Source organism: Streptomyces sp. NBC_01176 (genome assembly GCF_045039825.1).
In the GTDB taxonomy this organism is placed as follows: domain Bacteria; phylum Actinomycetota; class Actinomycetes; order Streptomycetales; family Streptomycetaceae; genus Streptomyces.
Genome location: NZ_CP108600.1, coordinates 8983641 through 9001683 on the forward strand (window position 1 = coordinate 8983641; position 18043 = coordinate 9001683).

Genomic DNA, 18043 nt, shown 5'->3' on the forward strand with positions numbered 1-18043 from the left:
CGGGAGAATCCCCGGTGCGGCGGACGGGCGCGTGCGCGGACGGGGGCGAGCCGGTCCCGGAGCCGGGCGGGCTCCGCCGGTCCTCACCCGTGGACCCGCGTGGGCAGCCGGCGTCGTCGCCGGGGCGGGCCGGGCCGGCTCCGGGTGCCGCGACCCACTCGGTGCGGCGGGTGCGTACGTAATGCGCGCGCCCCGTGATGGTCGGATCTGCGGTCATGACCACGACTCCTCGGTGCGGACGGGCCCCACGGGGCGCCTTCCGTGCGGCGCGCTGCGAGGCCCCATCGTGTGAACCGCAGGACATCCGGGACAACTTGCATCGTTTCTGCGTCGTATAGTCGCCGCATGGGCGAGGACCGGCCGACAGGGCCGTCAGAAGCGGCCGCACGGCCCGCCGGGACGGGCGTCACCACGGGTGCGCTGGCCCGCCGGCTCGGGGTGTCGCCCACCACCCTGCGCTCCTGGGACCGGCGGTACGGAGTGGGTCCCGCGGTCCGCTCCGACGGGCGGCACCGCCGCTGGACGCCGCAGGACGTGGCGATGCTCGAGGAGATGTGCCGTCTGACCTCCGCGGGGGTGCCGCCCGCCGAGGCGGCCAGGACCGCGCGGAAGGGCGTCGAGCGGATCCCTCCCGGCCCCGACCTGTCCGAGGAGGCCGGCCGGCCGGGCCGGCGGCGTTCACAGGCGGCCGGCGCGCTGCCGCTCGGTGACGTCCGTCAGGAGTGCAGGGGCCTCGCGCGCGCCGCCGTGCGCCTCGACGCGCCCGCGATGGACGACCAGCTGGCCTCGCTCGTCGAACGGCACGGCCTGGTCGTCGCCTGGGACGAGGTGATGGTGCCCACCCTGCACGCGGTGGGCCGCAAGTGGGAGTCCTCCGGCGACCGTTACGTGGAGGTGGAGCACCTGTTGTCCTGGCACATCTCCCGGACGCTCCACCGGGCCACCGAGCCGGCCCGGCCCGACGCCTCGGCCACCGGTCCGGGGCCCGTGGTGCTGGCGTGCGTCCCCGGCGAGGAGCACAGCCTGCCGTTGCAGGCACTGCACGCCGGGCTCGCCGAACTCGGGCTGCCCGCAAGGATGTTCGGCGCGGCCGTGCCCACCGAGGCGCTGACCGCGGCGGTACGGCGGCTGGGCCCGACGGCCGTCGTCCTGTGGGCCCAGACCCGTTCGACGGCCGACGTCCCACTCGCCCGGCACGTGGCCTCCACCCACTGGGGTGTCAAGGGAGCCCGCAACCATCCCGCCGTCGTGCTGGGCGGCCCCGGCTGGGCCGGGCGCCCGTTGCGCGGGATGCTCCGCCCGCCGGGGCTGCGGGACGCCCTCGGGTCCCTCATGGGCCTCTACGACAACGTCGCCCCGGCCCCGGGAAGCTGATCCCGGGCCGGGGCGACGTTCCCGGTTCACCGCACCGTCGGTGAGGGGGACGCGGAGCTCCCGGCGGGCGGGGTGAGGACGACGGTCGGCTCGCCCGGCGCGGGTGCGGGCGGCGTGACGTTTCCGGCGGGCAGCTTCGGCGGGGTGGTCTCCTGGAACAACACCTGATCGAAGTTGACCAGTCCGGTCTTCTCCATCACCGTGATGTGGTCCAGCACCGTGTCGTTGGCCTGGTCGGCCAGCTGACGCACCAACGAGTTCTCGGTGGTGGACCTGATCTTCGCGACGGTGAGGAAGATCGTTCCATGGGTCAGCCGCAGGATGTTGGCGAAGTCCGTGTCGAACTGCTTGCCGCTGTCCGCGCTCAGGGTCGAGACGAAGCCCTGCTGCTGCGGGGACGGCTTGTTGGGGATGGTGATGCCGAGCGTGGCGGCGACCTTGCGGTCGGTGTCGTCCAGCGCGGCGTGGCCCTTGATCAGGTGGTCGCCGGCGGTTCTCACCGCCGGGATGGTGCCCTTCTGCAGCGCCAGCTGACCGACCGGGTACTCCCAGAGTCCCGCCGCCCGCACCTTGACGACGAAGTCACGGTCGGCCTCGGTCAACGGGCCCGTCGGAGTGTTGGCGATCACGCGGTTCGGGGCGCTGGACGTGGTCTGCACACCGATCACGGCAGGGTACGCGAGCGCGGCGAGTGTCATGGTCAACGCACCTGCCACGAAGAGCGTTCCTGCGTTCCGTGCAATGCGCATCGAGCCTCCTGGCGGGGCGGCAGCGCGGAGCGGGAGCCCCGTCGTGCCGCATGTGAATCCGGTGCGAGTGGATCCGGTGACGAAATGATTCTGACGCCCACCAGTACGCACGCGTTCGACGAAAAAATCTCTACGAATAGTAAAATCCCTGGTGACTTCCTTCAGCCCCGGCCCCTGGCGTTCTTGAAGCGGGCCAGCGCGTCCGGCAGTTCGACCACGGGGTCCGGGTAATCGTAGGCGGCCCGGTCCAGGCCCCGCAGCTTCCACGGCTCGTGCACGGCGGCGCCCGCGATCCCCTCCAGTTCGGGCACCCACCGCCGGACGTACACCCCGTCCGGGTCGTAACGCCTGGCCTGGATCACCGGGTTGAGGACCCGGTTGGGCCGCGTGTCCGTGCCGGTCCCGGCCATCCACTGCCAGTTGAGCTGGTTGTTGGCGACATCGCCGTCCACCAGCAGGTCCAGGAAGTGCCGGGCCCCGACCCGCCAGTCCACGTACAGCGTCTTGGTGAGGAAGCTCGCCGTCAGCAGGCGTCCCCGGTTGTGCATCCAGCCCTCGTGGCGCAGTTGGCGCATCGCCGCGTCGATCACCGGATAGCCGGTGCGCCCCTCCTTCCACGCGGCGATGTCCTCCCGCGCCTCGGTCTCCGAGCGCCAGCGGTCGTGGCGGGTCCGGTAGTCGGCCACGGCCGCGTCCGGCCGCGCGGCGAGCACCTGGTGGTGGAAGTCCCGCCAGGCGAGCTGCCGTACGAAGGCCTCGGCGCCCGCACCGCCCGCGCCACGGGCCCGGTGCACCAGCTCGACCGGGGAGAGCGAGCCGAAGTGCAGATACGGGGAGAACCGGGAGGTGGCGTCGCCGGGCAGGTCGTCGTGCCGGTCCTCGTACGTCGCGATCCCGCTCCGCAGCCAGGAGACGAGTCTCCTCCGGGCCTCCGTCTCGCCGCCCCGCGCGAGTCCTTCGGACACCCCGGACAGGCCCGCACGGGAGGGAACCGGCTCCGAGACGACACCGTCCGGCACCCGGATCGCCCGCGGCGGGGAGACCGCGCCGCGCAGCGACTGCCGCGACCAGTGCCGGAAGTACGGGGTGAAGACCGCGAAGTGGTCCGAGGAGGCCGGGGTGACGGCGCCCGGCGCGAGCGCGGTGATCACCGTGTCGTGGACGTGGAGCCGGCACCCCTCGGCCTCCAGCGCCGTGCGCAGCCGGTCCTCACGGCGGCGCGCGAAGGCACTGACGCCCGCGGCCATGTGCACCTCGTCGGCCTCCGCCTCGGCGACCACCTTGCACACCTGGGCGGTCACGTCGCCGGAGCGCACCACCAGCCGCCCGCCCCGCTCGCGCAGTCCGGCGTCGAGGTCCGCCAGACAGTCCGCGAGGAACGCCATCCGGTTGGGCGCCGTGAATCCGGCCGCGGCGACGGCGTCGTCGCGTACGAAGAGGGGGACCAGCGCGGCCGAGCCGTCGTGGGCGGCCCGCAGCGCCGGATGATCGTGCAGACGCAGGTCCGAGGTGAACAGGACGACCGAGACGTTCATGGCGGGGCTCCGGGATTCGGCTGGACCGGCGGTGCGGGTACGAGGACCACCGCCGCGAGGGGTACGGCGCTTCCCGCTTCGGCCCGAGGGGCTCCTACGGATGCGCGGAGCGCGGAGCGACGGGAACCGGACACGGCGGGAGCGGGGGGTCAGGAAGCGGACGCGGGGTCGGCGGTCAGGGAGTGGACGCGGACTCCGGTTCCGTCGTCGGGGTGCTCTCGGCCGCCCGCTTGACGGCGGCCTTCGCGATGTTGCGGGCCATGCCGCCGAACACGGCGGCGTGGAACGGCGACACGCTCCACCAGTAGGCGTGCCCCAGTAGCCCGTGCGGATGGAACACGGCCCGCTGCCGGTAGCGGGACCCGCCGTTGTCGCCCGTCTCGGCGTACATCTCCAGCCAGGCGAGCCCCGGCAGCCGCATCTCCGCGCGCAGCCGCAGCAGATGACCGGGCTCGATCTCCTCGACCCGCCAGAAGTCGAGCGAGTCGCCCGCCCGCAACCGGGTCGCGTCGCGCCGCCCGCGCCGCAGACCGACACCGCCCACCAGACGGTCCAGCCAGCCGCGAACGGCCCAGGCGAGCGGGAAGGAGTACCAGCCGTTGTCGCCGCCGATGCCCTCGACCACCCTCCACAACGCCTCGCGCGGCGCGTCCACGACCAGCTCGCGACAGTCGGTGTAGAGGCTGCCGCCCGCCCAGTCGGGGTCGGTGGGGAGCGGATCGCTGGGCGCGCCGGGCACCGAGGCCGACGACCACCTCGTGGTGACCTGCGCGTCCCGCACCCGTTGCAGCGCCAGCGACACCGCCTCGTCGAAGCCGATCGGACGCCCCGGCGGATCGGGCACGTACCGGACGATGTCGTGCTCGTGGCACACGACCTCGTGCCGCAGCGACTCGGTGAGCGGGCGCGCGATGGACGCGGGCACCGGAGTGACCAGGCCGACCCAGTGACTGGACAGCCGGGGGGTGAGCACCGGGACAGGGAAAATGAGCCTGCGGGGCAGCCCGGCGATGGTCGCGTACCGCCGCATCATCTCCAGATACGTCAGGATCTCGGGGCCGCCGATGTCGAAGGTGCGGTTGACGTCCGCGGGCATCCGGGCGCTGCCGACGAGGGTGCGCAGCACGTCCCGTACCCCCATCGGCTGGATGCGGGTGTGCACCCAGCTCGGCGTCACCATCACCGGCAGCCGCTCCGTGAGATAGCGCAGCATCTCGAAGGAGGCCGATCCGGAGCCGATGATCACCGCTGCCCGCAGCACGGTGGTCGGCACGCCGGAGTGCAGCAGGATGCGGCCGACCTCGGTGCGGGACCTGAGGTGCGGCGACAGTTCCGTCTCCGGTACGCCCGGCGGTGTGAGCCCGCCCAGGTAGACGATCCGCCGGACGCCCGCCGCGCGGGCCCGCTCACCGAAGATCCGCGCCGCCTCGCGGTCGGTCGCCTCGAAGTCGTGGCCCGCGCCGAGGGCATGGACGAGGTAGTACGCGACATCCGTGTCACGCATCGCCTCGGCCACCGAGTCGGCGTCCAGGACATCGCCCCGCACGACGTCCGCCTCGCCCGCCCACGGGTAGTCGCGCAGCTTGGCGGGGGAGCGGGCTAGACAGCGCACCCGGTGTCCCTCCGCCAGCAGCTCGGGGACCAGCCGTCCACCGATGTAGCCCGTGGCACCGGTCACCAGACATCTCAGGCCGGTGTCGTCCTCGCTCATGGGTCCCTCCGTCGTTCGCCGCGTGGCCCCCTTTCCGTACTCCCCTCGTCATGCCTTCCACGCGGGCGGTGACGGCGGATGCGCGGAAGGGGTCTTTCCGGCGACCGGGGATCCCCGAGGGGGCGGACGGCGGACTTCTCTAGGCTGATCGCGTGGCCGGACGGGACGACGGTGACGACCGAGCGGGTGACCCGGCTCCTGAGGGACGTCCGACGGGTCGGGGAGGGCCCCTACCGCGGGGTGGTCCACCTCCACCACGTCGCCGAGGCCAGGACGGCGGCGCGCGCCCATGTCCGGTCGCTCGCCGAGGTCACCGCGCGGCGCGCCCGGTGGCCGGGACGGCTCGGCCGCGGGCCCGCGCCACTGCCCCCGGTCGAGGAGCGCGTCATCGTGCGAGGCGGCCACCTGCGACCGGCCCGCCCGCACCCGCTGAGGTCGCCCCGGCCCTTCTGGACATGTCCACGGGAATCACGGGCAAGTGAATTCCAGGCGACTCGGCGGTCCGAGTCGAAAGCCGGAGCTGGAGGTGTCCGCCGTTATGGGCGCGAAGGTGCTGGAACGATTTCCCGCAGGGTCCCCGCGTGGCTCCTGGACGGCGGAGGAGTACGCCGCCCGACGCCGTACCGAGGGTCAGCCGGCCACCGTGGTGATGGACCTGAAGTCGGACGCCTTCCTGGTGGTCGTGCCGGCCGGGGACGAGGACTGAGCGACCCGCCACGCCCGGCCGGCGGGCCACGTCGCGTTCACGATGTCGCCCCCTCACCGGCCTGGGTCAGCGACCGGTTCCAGTGAGGTGCCGTCGCCCAGGCGGGCCGACACCCGGAGACGGGAGTCCCGCGGCGCGCGGACGGCGAGCGTCCGGCCCTGCTGCCGGGCCGTCACCTCGCCGGTCACGTCGATACGGGTGACCGCCCGGCTGCCGGCCGCCAGCAGGTACCAGTGACCGGAGCGCGCACGCCAGTGGACGTCGGCCACCACGTTCCGGCCGAATCTGCCGCAGGCCGCGGTGGACCGGGCCCGGCCGACCACCTCGGCGGGAGCGGACGCCGAGGGGGCCGGGGCACGCAGCACCAGCTCCACGTCACCGGGCCCGCGCCAGGTCGAGACCCGCGTACACGCCCACACCACGTGTCCGCCCCGCTCCGGCAGCTCCTGCTCGGCGAAGTCCCAGGCGTTGACCGCCCGGACGCCCGTGCCCCGCAACTCCTCCAGTCCACACGCCAGGTGGGCCTAGGCGAGCAGCGCCGGACCGCCGGTCGCCTCGCGAGGCAGGCGTGCCGGAGGGCTCCCGTGTCCCGGCAGCGGGGTGTACGTGAGGTGCACCGGGGACAGCTCGCCGAGGTCGGTCAACAGGAACGCGTGCTTCTCCACGACGCGGGCGGAGGAACGCAGTTGCAGCACGGGCCGGCTGTCGCAGGCCGCTCTCCTGGTGGGAGCGGCAACGGGCACGGTGACGCCGTCCCGGGCGACGCCGACCGGCCGCGCGGGGGAGTCGGGGCGCAACAGGTCACGGCTGCGCGCCTCGGCGATCCAGGGAGCGAGGAGATATCGCGCGCCGCGGGCTCCGCGGTGGACGACCAGAGCGGCGGCGGTCGTCACGTCCGCGTCGTCGGCCCGCGCCAGGGCGAGGGCACCGCGCCCGGGTGCACCGAGCGGCTCGCTGTAGCGCACCACCCGCCGGCCGTCGTACAGGAGCACCACGGCGTCGCCGTCGACGTTCCCGGCGTAGAGCAGCTGGGGCGAGCGCGGCGGAGGGTCCGTCGGGGTGCCCGGCGTCGTGGTGACCCGCAGCGCGGGCGCGGGCCGGCTCCATGTGGACAGCGCCCTGGCCAGCAGTGCGCGGTCGTTCGCGCGGGCGCCCCGTGCGGGCCACGCGGTGAGGTCGACCCGGGAGGTGTCGGCCCAGACGTCCCCGGCGGTGCGTACCAGGTCCTCGGGTCCGGGAACTCCCGCGCCGGGACGGGAGCCGGTGGCCGGCCGGGGCGGCGCGGCCTCCTGGCGGGCGACCGAGAGCATCAACCCGGTGATCGCGGCGGCGGTCAGCGCGGCCCACAGGAACCGCACACGGCGTCTGCGGCGCAGCAGATCCGTGGGCCGGGTCCGCACCGAGCAGGCGTCGAACTCCCTCGACGTGAGCAGGGTCCGCGCCGCCGCGCCCGCCGACTCGTCGAGACGGTTCGCCGACCGCAGGGCGCCCTCGGGGTCGGCGACGCCCGCCGCGCGCAGCAACGCCTCGACCGCCGTGTCGGCGAGCCCGTCCGCCCGGCGCAGCACGAACGCCGCGCGCCCCGCGGGCGTCGTACCCGCCAGGGCCTGGCTCAGGGCGATCTCCTCCGCCCCGCCCGCGCGCGGGAAGAGCCGCAGCCCCCAGACGACGGGCAGCGTGGGCAGGACGGTGCGGGGCGGCGGCAGTCCGCGGGGCCAGCCGCGCGGGGAGCGGCCGTGCGCCAGGGCGGAGCGCACGACCTGACCGCGCAGGCGGTCCTTCTCGGGGACGGGCCGCCGCGCCGTCCCCCGCGGGGCCGGCACCAGGGGACCCGGCCGCCCGCTCCGGGTGCCCGGCAGCGACCGCTGCACCAGGGAGTGCGCCAGGAGAATGCGACGGTGCCTGCTCAGCGACGACGGCAGCGTCAGATACGCCAGCCGCACCAGGTCGCCGTACTCCTCGATCAGGGCTGCCTCGGCCCGGTCGAGTCCGGTCCTGCCGCGGCGGACGGCCCGGGTGAACGGGGGGAGGGGCATGGAACGAATGCCTTCCGAAGGAGCCGGCGTCCTGTCACGCCGATCCGTCAAACGAGGGACCCCTCGGATGGTCACAGCACGGCGCCCCGAGCGCTCCCGAGCGCTTCCGAGCGCCCCCGGGCGGGCGTGGTCGGGCGGGCTCGGCTCAGGCCGGTGGTGCGAGACCGCCGCCGAGCTCCGCGGACCTGCGCACGAACGCGTCGTGCAGGTCGCCCGCGGCGCGTGGGACGGAGTCCGTCCTGCGGCGCCGGAGCATCAGCAGGACCCGTGTCGTGCCGTCGGTGAGCGGCCGGTAAGTGAGGGCGCCGCACCGCTCCAGGGGATCGCCGATGACGCTGAAGTCGGGCAGCACGGTGGCGCCCAGGCCTTCGGCGACCATGAGCTTTCCCATTTCGGCGCCGTCGGTCGAGTACGACAGGGACGGCCCCCGGCCCTCCAGGAACCGGTGCAGGTAGCGGTGCATGACATAGCCGGAGCGCATCGCGATCAGGGGCTCGCGCCCGTCGAGGAGGTCGGCTGCGGACACGGCGGCCGACGCGGCCAGCGGACTGTCCGGGCGTACGCACACCACCGGCCGTCCGCGCAGGAGTTCGGTGGTCTCGAAGTCGGCGGGCATGTCGTCGCCGTCCAGATGGTTCACCAGCCCCAGGTCGAAACCGCCCTCCGAGAGGCCCCGGTGGATGTCCGACTGCTGGGCGCCGACCACTTCGACCTGCGTCTGCGGGTGCGTCGCGCGAAACCCTCGGACGACCGGGATGAGCAGCGGCACCGTCGCCGCGTTCACGGTGCCGACCCGGACCATCCTGCTGATGCGGTGCTGCTCGCCCGCCGCACCGCGCAGCCGGTCGACCGCGTCGAGCACGTTGATGATGTGCGGCAGCAGTTCGCGCCCCTCGGCGCTCATCCGGGCGCCGGACCGCTTGCGCTCCAGCAGGTCGACACCGAGTTCCCGCTCGAGATTCCGTACGGTCTCGCTCAGCGCGGGCTGCGAGAGGTGGAGTTCCTCGGCGGCCCGGCGCAGCGAGCCGAGCCGGGTGACCGCCGCGATGTATTCCAGCTGCTCCGTGCGCATCCCAGCAGAATGCGGCCGGCGCCGCGGGCGGTTCAAGGGATGCCCTGTCACGCCTTCGTGAAATTCGCCGGTCCGGGATGCGAGACCGGCCCGCCGTTCCTTGACGGTCCGGACCGGCGGCTGCCACGATCGGCCACATGAAGAAGCAGCCGGACCTCACGCGACGACGCCACGTCGACCTCGCGCGTGTCTCCAGCGCCTTCTGTTGTCGCGAAGCCTGACGATCCCGACGGTAGGGTCCCCTTCGCACAGGCCGCCCGCCCGCAGGTGAACTCTCCCCGCGGGGCACTCCGCTGCCTTCTCCGCTCCCTGCCGCATGCCGTTGTCCGCCCGCGGTCCCCGTGACCCGCCGGGCCTCCGTTCGTCATGCCCTCTCTCCGCACACCGGGAGTCCTCCGTGTCCGCAAACGAACCCGTCCGCTTCGCCTACTGGGTGCCCAACGTCAGCGGCGGCCTGGTCACCAGCACGATCGAGCAGCGCACCGACTGGGGATACGACTACAACCGCGAACTGGCCGTCCTCGCCGAGAACAACGGCTTCGACTACGCGCTCAGCCAGGTCCGCTACATGGCCAGTTACGGCGCCGAGTTCCAGCACGAGTCGACCAGCTTCAGTCTCGCCCTGCTTCTGGCCACCCAGCGGCTGAAGGTCATCGCCGCCGTCCACCCGGGTCTGTGGCACCCGGGCGTCCTGGCCAAACTCGGCGCCACCGCCGACCACCTGTCGAACGGCCGCTTCGCCGTCAACGTGGTCAGCGGCTGGTTCAAGGGGGAGTTCACCGCGCTCGGTGAACCGTGGCTGGAGCACGACGAGCGCTACCGCCGCTCGGAGGAGTTCATCCGCGCCCTGCGCCAGATCTGGACCGAGGACCACACCGAACTCGCCGGTGACTTCTACCGGTTGCGCGACTTCACGCTGAAGCCCAAGCCTCTCCACACCCCTGAGCGGCCGCACCCCGAGATCTTCCAGGGCGGCAACTCCACCGCCGCCCGCGCCATGGCGGGCCGGGTCTCCGACTGGTACCTCTCCAACGGCAAGGACTTCGACGGGGTCGTCGAACAGATCGCGGACGTACGGGCGTCGGCGGAAGCGGCCGGCCGCACGCCACCCCGGTTCGGTCTCAACGGGTTCCTGATCGCCCGGGACACCGAGGCCGAGGCCCGCGACACCCTGCGCGAGATCGTCGCCCGGGCCGACACGGAGGCCGTCGAGGGCTTCGGAGCCGCGGTGAAGCAGGCCGGACAGTCCAGCGCCGACGGCAAGGGCATGTGGCAGGACTCCCGCTTCGAGGACCTGATCCAGTACAACGACGGCTTCCGTACGGGGCTGATCGGCACCCCGGAGCAGATCGCCGAGCGGATCGTCGCCTACAAGCGCCTCGGTGTCGACCTCCTCCTGCTCGGCTTCCTGCACTACCACGAGGAGGTCGAGTACTTCGGCCGCCGTGTGCTGCCCCTCGTACGCGAGTTGGAGGCCGGGCTGCCGGACGACGAGCCCGAGTACGTCCCCGCGCACGTCTGACACCCATCCCGTACGCCGCTCACGAAAGAGGGCCCATGGCCACCGTCCTGTCCGTCTCCGGCAGTCCCTCCGTCTCGTCCCGTACCGCGAAACTCCTGCGCCACCTGGACGGCCGCCTGGTCGCGCAGGGGCACCGGGTGATCCCGCTCGACGTCCGTACGATCCCCGCGGAGGCGCTGCTCGGCGCGGACTTCAAGCATCCCGCCATCGTCGAGGCGACCGAACTCTTCGCTCGCGCCGACGGTGTGGTCATCGGGACCCCCGTCTACAAGGCGGCCTACTCCGGCGTCCTCAAGGCACTCCTCGACCTGCTCCCGCAGTACGCGCTCACCGGGAAGACCGTCCTGCCGCTCGTCACCGGGGGCAGCACCGCGCACGTCCTCGCCCTCGACTACGCCCTGCGGCCGGTGCTCAACTCCATGGGCGCCGCGCACATCGTCCAGGGCTGGTTCACCCTGGACAAGGACATCACCACCGGGGAGGACGGGGGCGTCACCCTGGCCCCGGGCACGGCCGAAGCCCTGGCCCAGGTGGTCGACCAGTTCTCGGCGGCACTGGGCCGCACACCGCTGCTGGCCGCGGCGGGCTGACCCATGGCCGCGCAGACGACGCCCGAAAACGTGTCCGCCCTGACGACACCCGGCCACGTGCCCCGCGGGGCGGCACCCCTCGATGGGCAGTGTGACCTCGACGGACAGGGTGACAACACGCCAGGCCACACGTCCGCCGAAGTCATCGCCGACGACGCCGAGGCCCTGGCCGTCGCCGCCGCGCTCGCCTCGGAGTTCCGCACCGGAGCCTCCACGCGGGACTCCGAACGGCGGCTGCCGCGCGCCGAGTTGGAGCGCCTCTCGGCCTCCGGGCTGCTCGCCGTCACCGTTCCCGCGGAGTACGGCGGAGCGGATGTCCGGCAGGAGACCCTCGCCGAGATCTTCCGGCTGCTGGCCTCCGCCGACGCCAGCCTCGCCCAGATCCCGCAGAACCACTTCGTGTACGTCAACGTGATCCGCCGTCAGGGCACCGCGGAGCAGCGGGCGTTCTTCTTCGGCGAGGTCCTGGCGGGACGGCGTTTCGGCAACGCCCAGTCGGAGGCGGGCACCCGGCACGTCCAGGACATCCGCACCCGTCTGGACCCGCGGCCCGACGGCTCGTACCTCCTCACCGGCGTCAAGCACTACTCCACCGGCGCGCTCTTCGCCGACTGGATCCCCGTCCTGGCCCGGACCGAGGACGACAACCTGCACGTCGCCTACGTCCCCCGGGACGCGGAGGGGGTCTCGGTCGTCGACGACTGGGACGGCATGGGGCAGCGTACGACCGCGAGCGGCACCGTCCGTCTGGACGCCGTACCCGTCCCCGCCGACCGGGTCGTCCCGCACCACCTCACCTTCCGCGGACCCCAGCTCCACGGCGCGGTGGCCCAGTTGCTGCACGCCGCCATCGACGCGGGGATCGCGGCCGGCGCGTTCGCCGAGGCCGCCGAGTTCGTCCGTACCAAGAGCCGGCCGTGGTTCGAGAGCGGCGCGGACAGCGCGGCCGAGGACCCTCTCCTCATCCAGCGCTTCGGTGAACTCGCCGTCCAGGTGAGGGCGTCCGAGGCGTTGCTCGGCGCCGCGGCCCGCGCGGTCGACGCGGCCCGCGACGACCTCACCGAGGACTCGGCGGCCGAGGCGTCCATCGCCGTGGCCGCCGCGAAGGTGCACACCTCCGCCACCGCCGTGGAGGTGGCGGGCGCCCTCTTCGAACTGGCCGGAACCCGCTCGGCACTCGACTCCCTGAATCTGCACCGCCATTGGCGGGACGCCCGCACCCACACCCTGCACGACCCGGCCCGCTGGAAGATCCAGCACATCGGCCGCCACGCGCTCAACGGCACCAAGCCTCCCCGCCACGGCCTGCTCTGAACGGAGACCCCACGTGTCCCTCACCTTCCACTGGTTCCTGCCCACCAACGGAGACAGCCGGCATGTCGTCGGCGGTGGCCACGGCACCCCGGCCACCAGCTCCGGCCGCGACCGGCCGCCGACGGTCGGGTATCTGAGCCAGATCGCCCGCGCCGCCGAGGACCTGGGCTTCGTCGGCGCGCTCACCCCGACGGGCGCCTGGTGCGAGGACGCCTGGCTGACCACCGCGATGGTCAGCCAGAACACCGAGCGCCTGAAGTTCCTGGTCGCCTTCCGGCCGGGCTTCGTCTCGCCGACACTCGCCGCGCAGATGGCGTCCACCTATCAGCGGCAGACCGGCGGCCGGCTCCTGCTCAACGTGGTCACCGGTGGCGAGAGCCACGAACAGCGCGCCTACGGCGACTTCCTCGACAAGGACGCCCGCTACCGCCGTACCGGCGAATTCCTGCAGATCGTCCGGGACCTGTGGGACGGCAAGACCGTCGACCTGTCGGGCGAGCACCTGCGGGTCGAGGAGGCCAGGCTGGCCCATCTCCCCGACCCGGTGCCCGAGATCTACTTCGGCGGGTCCTCGCCGATCGCGGGCGAGGTCGCCGCCCGGCATGCCGACGTGTATCTGACCTGGGGGGAACCGCCGGCCCAGGTCGCCGAGAAGATCGCGTGGGCACGGCGGCTCGCGGAGCGCGAAGGACGCGCTCTCCGGTTCGGCATCCGCCTGCACGTCATCACCCGCGACACCTCCGAACAGGCCTGGGCCGAGGCCCACCGGCTCCTCGACGGCTTCGACCCGGAGACCGTGAAGTCCGTGCAGGCCGGGCTCGCCCGCAGCGAGTCCGAGGGGCAGCGGCGCATGCGCGCCCTCCACGGCGGCAGCCGCGAGAGCCTGGAGATCCACCCCAACCTGTGGGCCGGGATCGGCCTGGTCCGCGGCGGCGCGGGCACCGCCCTGGTCGGCAGCCACGACGAGGTCGCCGAGCGCGTCGCCGAGTACCACGCCCTCGGCATCGACGAGTTCGTCCTCTCCGGCTACCCGCACCTGGAGGAGGCCTACTGGTTCGGCGAAGGCGTCCTGCCGCGCCTCGCCGCGCAGGGCCTGTGGCAGCACCCGTTCGCGACGGCACCCGTGCCCGCGGCGCAGGTGCCCTTCACGAGCTGAGCGGCCGGGACCGCCGGGACCGCCGGGACCGCCCGGGAGGGCTTCGCGGTTCTGGTGGGCGGGCTCTTCCGGCGGGCCTGGCGCCGGGCGCGTGACAGGCCGGACGGACCTGGTGGACCTGGTGGACCTGGTGTACCTGGTGGACCTGGCGTGCCGGCCGCACCGACGAAGCGGACGCCGCCGGGCGCTCCGGCGTCGCCCTGGTCGTCGGTCGTGTCGGGCGCACGGGTGTTGCCCTGGTCGTCGGTCGTGTCGGGCGCACGGGTGTTGCCCTGGTCATCGGCGTGCCGGGCGCACGGGTGTTGCCCTGGTCATCGGCGTGCCGGGCGCTCCGGCGTCGCCCTGGTCATCCGTCGTGCCGGGCACTCCGGCCGGACCCGGCGCACCCGTAGCGCCGACCGGCCCCCCCGCACGGACCCGGTCCCCTCGCACCGAGCGGACCGGCGGCACCGGTCGGATCCGGCGCACTCGTAGAACTGACCGGACCCCTCGCACCAGGCCCGGTGCACCGGGCTGATCCCAGCCCCCCGGGTCACCCCGTCGCGCCGGCCGGGTCCGTCGCACCGAGCGCACCGAGGTGCGCCGTGCGCACCGCCGCGGTCTGTCCCTGGACCAGCAGGAACATCCCCTCCCGGGCCAGTCGTTGCGCCGGGCTGCCCAGGTCCATCGCCCGGCCGCCGCCGGCCACGACCGCCGCGGTCGTGGCCGCCCGCATCAGGTCGTAGGCCAGCGTCTTGGCCGCCAGCCGCTCCTCGATCCGCTCGCCGGGCACGGGATGGTCGGCCAGCTCGTACGCCCGCCGCCGCACCGCGTCGAGGCGGGCGCGCAGCACCCGCGCGGTCTCCTTCGCCGGCGGATCGGTGTCCAGCAGGTCGAGGGCCGCCGCTGTGACCCCGAACACCGCGGGAGAGGCGTTGGTGTTCTTCGGCCGGTCGGCCGCCGCCCAGGTCTCGTACGGCGTACACAGGGCCACCGCGTCCTCGGGCAGCCACAGACCGTCGAGCTCCAGCGAGACCGTCCGGGAGGCGGTCAGCGCGGCGAGCCGCAGCGGGGACGACGCCCGCAGACCGGGTTGCTCGCGCGCCTCGGTGAAGGCGAACAGCGCCTCCCCGTCGTCCGTCACGCCCGCCAGCAGCATCACGTCGTTGAGCCCCCAGCCGGTGTACCAGGGCACCGTCCCGTCGAAGCGCCGGCCGCCCCGCTCGCGCGACACCCGCACCGGGACGCGGGGATACGCGCGCAGTTGGGCGTAGGCGACCCCCGACAGCAGTTCGCCGCGCGCCAGCGGACCCAGCAGCCGCTCCCGCACCGGGAGGCCGGCCTCGGCCAGGGCCAGGGTCAGGACCGGCGTGTGGTGCTGGGCCTGTACGAACCAGGTCGAGCAGCAGGCCCCGGCGAGGATCTCGGCCGTCTCGCGGACCACCGCGGCGGGCGCGGCCGATCCGCCGTACGCGACCGGCGCGCTCACCCCGAGCAGCCCCGACCTCCTGACCGCCTCGATGCTGCTCGCGGGCACGCCCTCCTGGTCGACGCGCTCCGCGCGCGGCGCGAGGACCTCGGCCGCCAGCCGTCGGGCCCGGGAGACGAGAGGGTGCGGTGGGGCGGTCATCGAAGGAAACTCCCTCGGTCGTCGTGGCGTGTGTCGATCCGGGGCTCTCCCGTTCGTGTAGTCAGTGAAGACCGCCGGGAGCGAGAGCCCCCCACGAACAAGGAGCACACCATGAAGTACTACCTGCTGAGCGTGATGCAGCCGCAGGGAGAACCGCCCGCGCCCGAGGTGCTCGAAGAGATCATGCACAATCTCGAGGTCTTCCACGCGGATCTGCGGGAGGCCGGGGCCTGGGTGTTCGCCGGGGGACTGCACGGGCCCGAGACGGCCACGGTGGTGCGGGCCGAGGCCGGAGACGTCCTGGTCACGGACGGCCCCTACACCGAGAGCAAGGAGTACCTGGGCGGGATCTGTCTGATCAAGGCTCCCGACCTGGACGCGGCGCTGGAGTGGGGCCGCAGGGCGACGCTGGCGACGACGCTCCCCATCGAGGTGCGGCCCTTCATGGGCGAGGCCTGATGCCTCTGGACGTCGAGGGAGTCTTCCGCGCCGAATACGGCCGCGCGGTCGCCGTCCTCGTCCGCTTCCTCGGCGACATCGACCTCGCCGAGGAAGCGGTCCAGGACGCCTTCGCGACCGCCCTGCGGAAGTGGCCGCAGTCGGGCATACCCCCGAGCCCGGCCGGCTGGATCATCACCACCGCCCGCAACCGCGCCGTCGGCCGGCTGCGCCGCGAATCGACGCGCGAGGCCCGGCACGCCGAGGCCGAACGGCTCCACGCGCGGGACGAACCGGACGAGGAGGGCCCCGTGCGCGACGACCGGCTCCGTCTGATCTTCACCTGCTGCCACCCGGCGCTCGCCGCGCACGCCCAGGTCGCCCTCACCCTGCGGCTCCTCGGCGGTCTGACCACACCGCAGATCGCCCGTGCCTTCCTCGTGCCCGAGCCGACCATGGCTCAGCGGATCGTCCGCGCGAAGGCCAAGATCCGCGACGCCCGTATCCCGTACCGCATCCCGCGCGACGCCGACCTCCCGGACCGCGTCAGGGGCGTGCTGGCCGTCGTCTACCTCATCTTCAACGAGGGGTACGGCGGCCGGGAGGACCTCTGCGCCGAGGCCGTCCGCCTCGGTCGTCTGCTGGCCGAGCTGATGCCGGACGAGCCCGAGACCCTCGGGCTGCTCGCGCTGATGCTCCTCGTCGAGTCGCGCCGGCCCGCCCGCACCGCACCGGACGGCGCCCTCGTCCTGCTCTCGGACCAGGACCGCTCCCTGTGGGACCGTGACCTGATCGCCGAGGGGCAGGACCTGGTGCGCCGTTGTCTGCGCCGCGGTCGGCCGGGCCCGTACCAGATCCAGGCCGCTGTCCACGCCGTGCACAGCGACGCCCCGACCGCGGCCGACACCGACTGGGGTCAGATCCTCCGGCTCTACGACCAGCTGACGGAGCTCACCCCGAGCCCCGTGGTCGCCCTCAACCGGGCCGTCGCCGTCGGCGAGGTCGAAGGCCCCGAGGCGGCGCTCGCCCTGGTCGACGTACTCGACCTCGACGGCTATCACGCGTTCCACGCCGTACGGGCCGATCTGCTGCGCCGCCTCGGCCGGACCGCCGAGGCCGTACGGGCGTACGAGGCGGCCATCGCGCTGACCGCGAGCCCGGCGGAGCGCGCCCACCTCGAACGGAGCCGGGCGGCCATCGCGAGGGAGTGAGGGATGGGCGGCCGCACGGCGTGCGAAGGTGGCACTGTGGAAATGGACCGGCAGGTTCAGAAAGCCGGCAGGTTCAGAAAACCGGCAGGTTCCGAAAACCGGCGGTCGCTGAAATCCGGCAGGTTCGGGAACGGGCAGGTTCGGAAGAGGGAGGGATCGTGAAGCTCACCGCCAAGGGGGCGGCCACGCGCGGGCGGATCATCGAGGGAGCGGCCGCCGAGATGCGCGAGCGGGGCGTCGCCGTCACGACACTGGACGACGTGCGGGCCCGGACCGGCACCAGCAAGAGCCAGCTGTTCCACTACTTCCCCGGCGGCAAGGAGGAGTTGCTGCTCGCGGTGGCGCGCTTCGAGGCCGACCAGGTGCTGGCGGACCAGCGGCCCGAACTGGGCGACCTCACGTCGTGGGGTGCCTGGCTGGCCTGGCGCGACACGGTGATCGCCCGCTATCGGGGACAGGGGCAGCAGTGTCCGCTCAACATGCTGATGTCGCAGCTGGGGCGCAGCACTCCGGGTGCCCGGGCGGTCGTCGCCGAGCTGCTGGGGAAGTGGCAGGGCGAGATCGCCGAGGGCGTCCGGGCGATGCAGCGTCAGGGGGAGATCGGTCCGGGCGTGGACGCCGACCGTTCGGCGGCCGCGCTGCTGGCAGGCATTCAGGGCGGGGTCGTGGTGCTGCTCTCCACCGGGCGGACGACCCATCTGGAGGCCGCACTCGATCTGGGTATCCAGCAGTTGCGCGACAGCGCCACGCGGCGGGGGTGAGACGGATCCCGCAGGGGAGTTGAGGCGGACGAGGCGGGGCGAGGGGCGGGTGGACGTCCGCCTCGGGTCTGCCTCACGTCGGCCCTGCCCGCGAAGGGCCCCGCTTCCACTCGGAGCCACCGGCCGGTGACGGAAGGCGACTCCCGTGTAGTCGGAATGTACTTGGGTACCTGAAAGGTTGCCAATTACATCGAGCCCCTAGTCTCGATGAAGGCCAGTGCGCGCGCCAAGAGGCCGTGCGACCCCAGTACGCGGATCA

Annotated in this window: 15 protein-coding genes and 1 pseudogene; 10 read left to right on the forward strand and 6 right to left on the reverse strand. The window is 73.3% G+C overall.

Annotation, left to right across the window (positions count from 1 at the left end):
* The first annotated feature begins 345 nt into the window (after positions 1-345).
* Positions 346-1374, forward strand: coding sequence for a MerR family transcriptional regulator (locus OG199_RS39065; RefSeq protein WP_405833604.1), 1029 nt, complete (start codon positions 346-348; stop codon positions 1372-1374).
* 26 nt (positions 1375-1400) lie between these two features.
* Here OG199_RS39065 and OG199_RS39070 read toward each other — a convergent pair whose 3' ends face one another.
* The 3 genes from OG199_RS39070 to OG199_RS39080 all read right to left on the reverse strand — a co-directional run bounded on the left by OG199_RS39070 (position 1401) and on the right by OG199_RS39080 (position 5369).
* Complete coding sequence (locus OG199_RS39070) at positions 1401-2123, reverse strand: DUF4142 domain-containing protein (protein WP_266696594.1); 723 nt, start codon at positions 2121-2123, stop codon at positions 1401-1403.
* Positions 2124-2284: 161 nt separating this feature from the next.
* Entirely contained in the window at positions 2285-3658 is a 1374-nt protein-coding gene (locus OG199_RS39075) for a deoxyribodipyrimidine photo-lyase (protein ID WP_356803683.1), read from the reverse strand.
* Between the two features lie 175 nt (positions 3659-3833).
* Positions 3834-5369 (reverse strand): SDR family oxidoreductase, encoded by a 1536-nt coding sequence (locus OG199_RS39080; protein WP_356803682.1) that lies wholly within the window; start codon positions 5367-5369, stop codon positions 3834-3836.
* 538 nt (positions 5370-5907) lie between these two features.
* Between OG199_RS39080 and OG199_RS39085 the strand changes: the two genes are divergently transcribed.
* On the forward strand, positions 5908-6075 hold the full coding sequence (locus tag OG199_RS39085; protein ID WP_356803679.1) for a hypothetical protein: 168 nt from the start codon (positions 5908-5910) through the stop codon (positions 6073-6075).
* A 53-nt stretch (positions 6076-6128) separates the two neighbouring features.
* Here OG199_RS39085 and OG199_RS39090 read toward each other — a convergent pair.
* Both OG199_RS39090 and OG199_RS39095 read right to left on the reverse strand, forming a co-directional pair.
* Positions 6129-8111 (reverse strand): annotated as a pseudogene (locus OG199_RS39090) (hypothetical protein).
* Positions 8112-8256: 145 nt separating this feature from the next.
* Positions 8257-9183 (reverse strand): LysR family transcriptional regulator, encoded by a 927-nt coding sequence (locus OG199_RS39095; protein WP_405833607.1) that lies wholly within the window; start codon positions 9181-9183, stop codon positions 8257-8259.
* Between the two features lie 137 nt (positions 9184-9320).
* Here OG199_RS39095 and OG199_RS39100 point away from each other — a divergent pair, with 137 nt between their 5' ends.
* The 5 genes from OG199_RS39100 to OG199_RS39120 all read left to right on the forward strand — a co-directional run bounded on the left by OG199_RS39100 (position 9321) and on the right by OG199_RS39120 (position 13765).
* On the forward strand, positions 9321-9404 hold the full coding sequence (locus OG199_RS39100) for a putative leader peptide (RefSeq protein ID WP_351720866.1): 84 nt from the start codon (positions 9321-9323) through the stop codon (positions 9402-9404).
* A gap of 176 nt (positions 9405-9580) precedes the next feature.
* Entirely contained in the window at positions 9581-10705 is a 1125-nt protein-coding gene (gene sfnG, locus OG199_RS39105; RefSeq protein WP_356800746.1) for a dimethylsulfone monooxygenase SfnG, read from the forward strand.
* A 35-nt stretch (positions 10706-10740) separates the two neighbouring features.
* A complete protein-coding gene (gene ssuE, locus OG199_RS39110) occupies positions 10741-11295 on the forward strand; it encodes an NADPH-dependent FMN reductase (RefSeq protein WP_356800747.1) in 555 nt (184 codons plus the stop codon).
* A gap of 144 nt (positions 11296-11439) precedes the next feature.
* Positions 11440-12609 carry an SfnB family sulfur acquisition oxidoreductase gene (locus OG199_RS39115; protein WP_356800783.1) on the forward strand — a complete coding sequence of 390 codons (1170 nt, stop codon included), beginning with the start codon at positions 11440-11442 and terminating at the stop codon, positions 12607-12609.
* A 13-nt stretch (positions 12610-12622) separates the two neighbouring features.
* The gene (locus OG199_RS39120; protein ID WP_405833609.1) at positions 12623-13765 is read left to right on the forward strand and encodes an LLM class flavin-dependent oxidoreductase; all 1143 of its coding nucleotides are present in this window, start codon (positions 12623-12625) and stop codon (positions 13763-13765) included.
* 532 nt (positions 13766-14297) lie between these two features.
* On the opposite strand, the gene OG199_RS39125 is transcribed toward OG199_RS39120, so the two are convergent.
* A complete protein-coding gene (locus OG199_RS39125; RefSeq protein WP_356800749.1) occupies positions 14298-15374 on the reverse strand; it encodes an acyl-CoA dehydrogenase family protein in 1077 nt (358 codons plus the stop codon).
* Between the two features lie 111 nt (positions 15375-15485).
* Here OG199_RS39125 and OG199_RS39130 point away from each other — a divergent pair, with 111 nt between their 5' ends.
* From OG199_RS39130 to OG199_RS39140, 3 genes are all read left to right on the forward strand, one after another.
* Complete coding sequence (locus OG199_RS39130; RefSeq protein ID WP_266696584.1) at positions 15486-15833, forward strand: YciI family protein; 348 nt, start codon at positions 15486-15488, stop codon at positions 15831-15833.
* Positions 15833-17023, forward strand: a complete 1191-nt coding sequence (locus OG199_RS39135; RefSeq protein ID WP_405833611.1) for an RNA polymerase sigma factor — start codon at positions 15833-15835, stop codon at positions 17021-17023. The genes OG199_RS39130 and OG199_RS39135 overlap by 1 nt, the downstream gene beginning before the upstream one ends.
* Before the next feature lie 158 nt (positions 17024-17181).
* Positions 17182-17784 carry a TetR/AcrR family transcriptional regulator gene (locus tag OG199_RS39140; protein ID WP_356800752.1) on the forward strand — a complete coding sequence of 201 codons (603 nt, stop codon included), beginning with the start codon at positions 17182-17184 and terminating at the stop codon, positions 17782-17784.
* Positions 17785-18043: the final 259 nt, after the last annotated feature.

Bases quoted from the DNA above. Each gene is read 5' to 3' on its own strand.
- OG199_RS39065 (WP_405833604.1), top strand. From the start codon at position 346: ATGGGCGAGGACCGGCCGACAGGGCCGTCAGAAGCGGCCGCACGGCCC.
- OG199_RS39070 (WP_266696594.1), bottom strand. From the start codon at position 2,123: ATGCGCATTGCACGGAACGCAGGAACGCTCTTCGTGGCAGGTGCGTTG.
- OG199_RS39075 (WP_356803683.1), bottom strand. From the start codon at position 3,658: ATGAACGTCTCGGTCGTCCTGTTCACCTCGGACCTGCGTCTGCACGAT.
- OG199_RS39080 (WP_356803682.1), bottom strand. From the start codon at position 5,369: ATGAGCGAGGACGACACCGGCCTGAGATGTCTGGTGACCGGTGCCACG.
- OG199_RS39085 (WP_356803679.1), top strand. From the start codon at position 5,908: ATGGGCGCGAAGGTGCTGGAACGATTTCCCGCAGGGTCCCCGCGTGGC.
- OG199_RS39095 (WP_405833607.1), bottom strand. From the start codon at position 9,183: ATGCGCACGGAGCAGCTGGAATACATCGCGGCGGTCACCCGGCTCGGC.
- OG199_RS39100 (WP_351720866.1), top strand. From the start codon at position 9,321: ATGAAGAAGCAGCCGGACCTCACGCGACGACGCCACGTCGACCTCGCG.
- ssuE (WP_356800747.1), top strand. From the start codon at position 10,741: ATGGCCACCGTCCTGTCCGTCTCCGGCAGTCCCTCCGTCTCGTCCCGT.
- OG199_RS39125 (WP_356800749.1), bottom strand. From the start codon at position 15,374: ATGACCGCCCCACCGCACCCTCTCGTCTCCCGGGCCCGACGGCTGGCG.
- OG199_RS39130 (WP_266696584.1), top strand. From the start codon at position 15,486: ATGAAGTACTACCTGCTGAGCGTGATGCAGCCGCAGGGAGAACCGCCC.
- OG199_RS39135 (WP_405833611.1), top strand. From the start codon at position 15,833: ATGCCTCTGGACGTCGAGGGAGTCTTCCGCGCCGAATACGGCCGCGCG.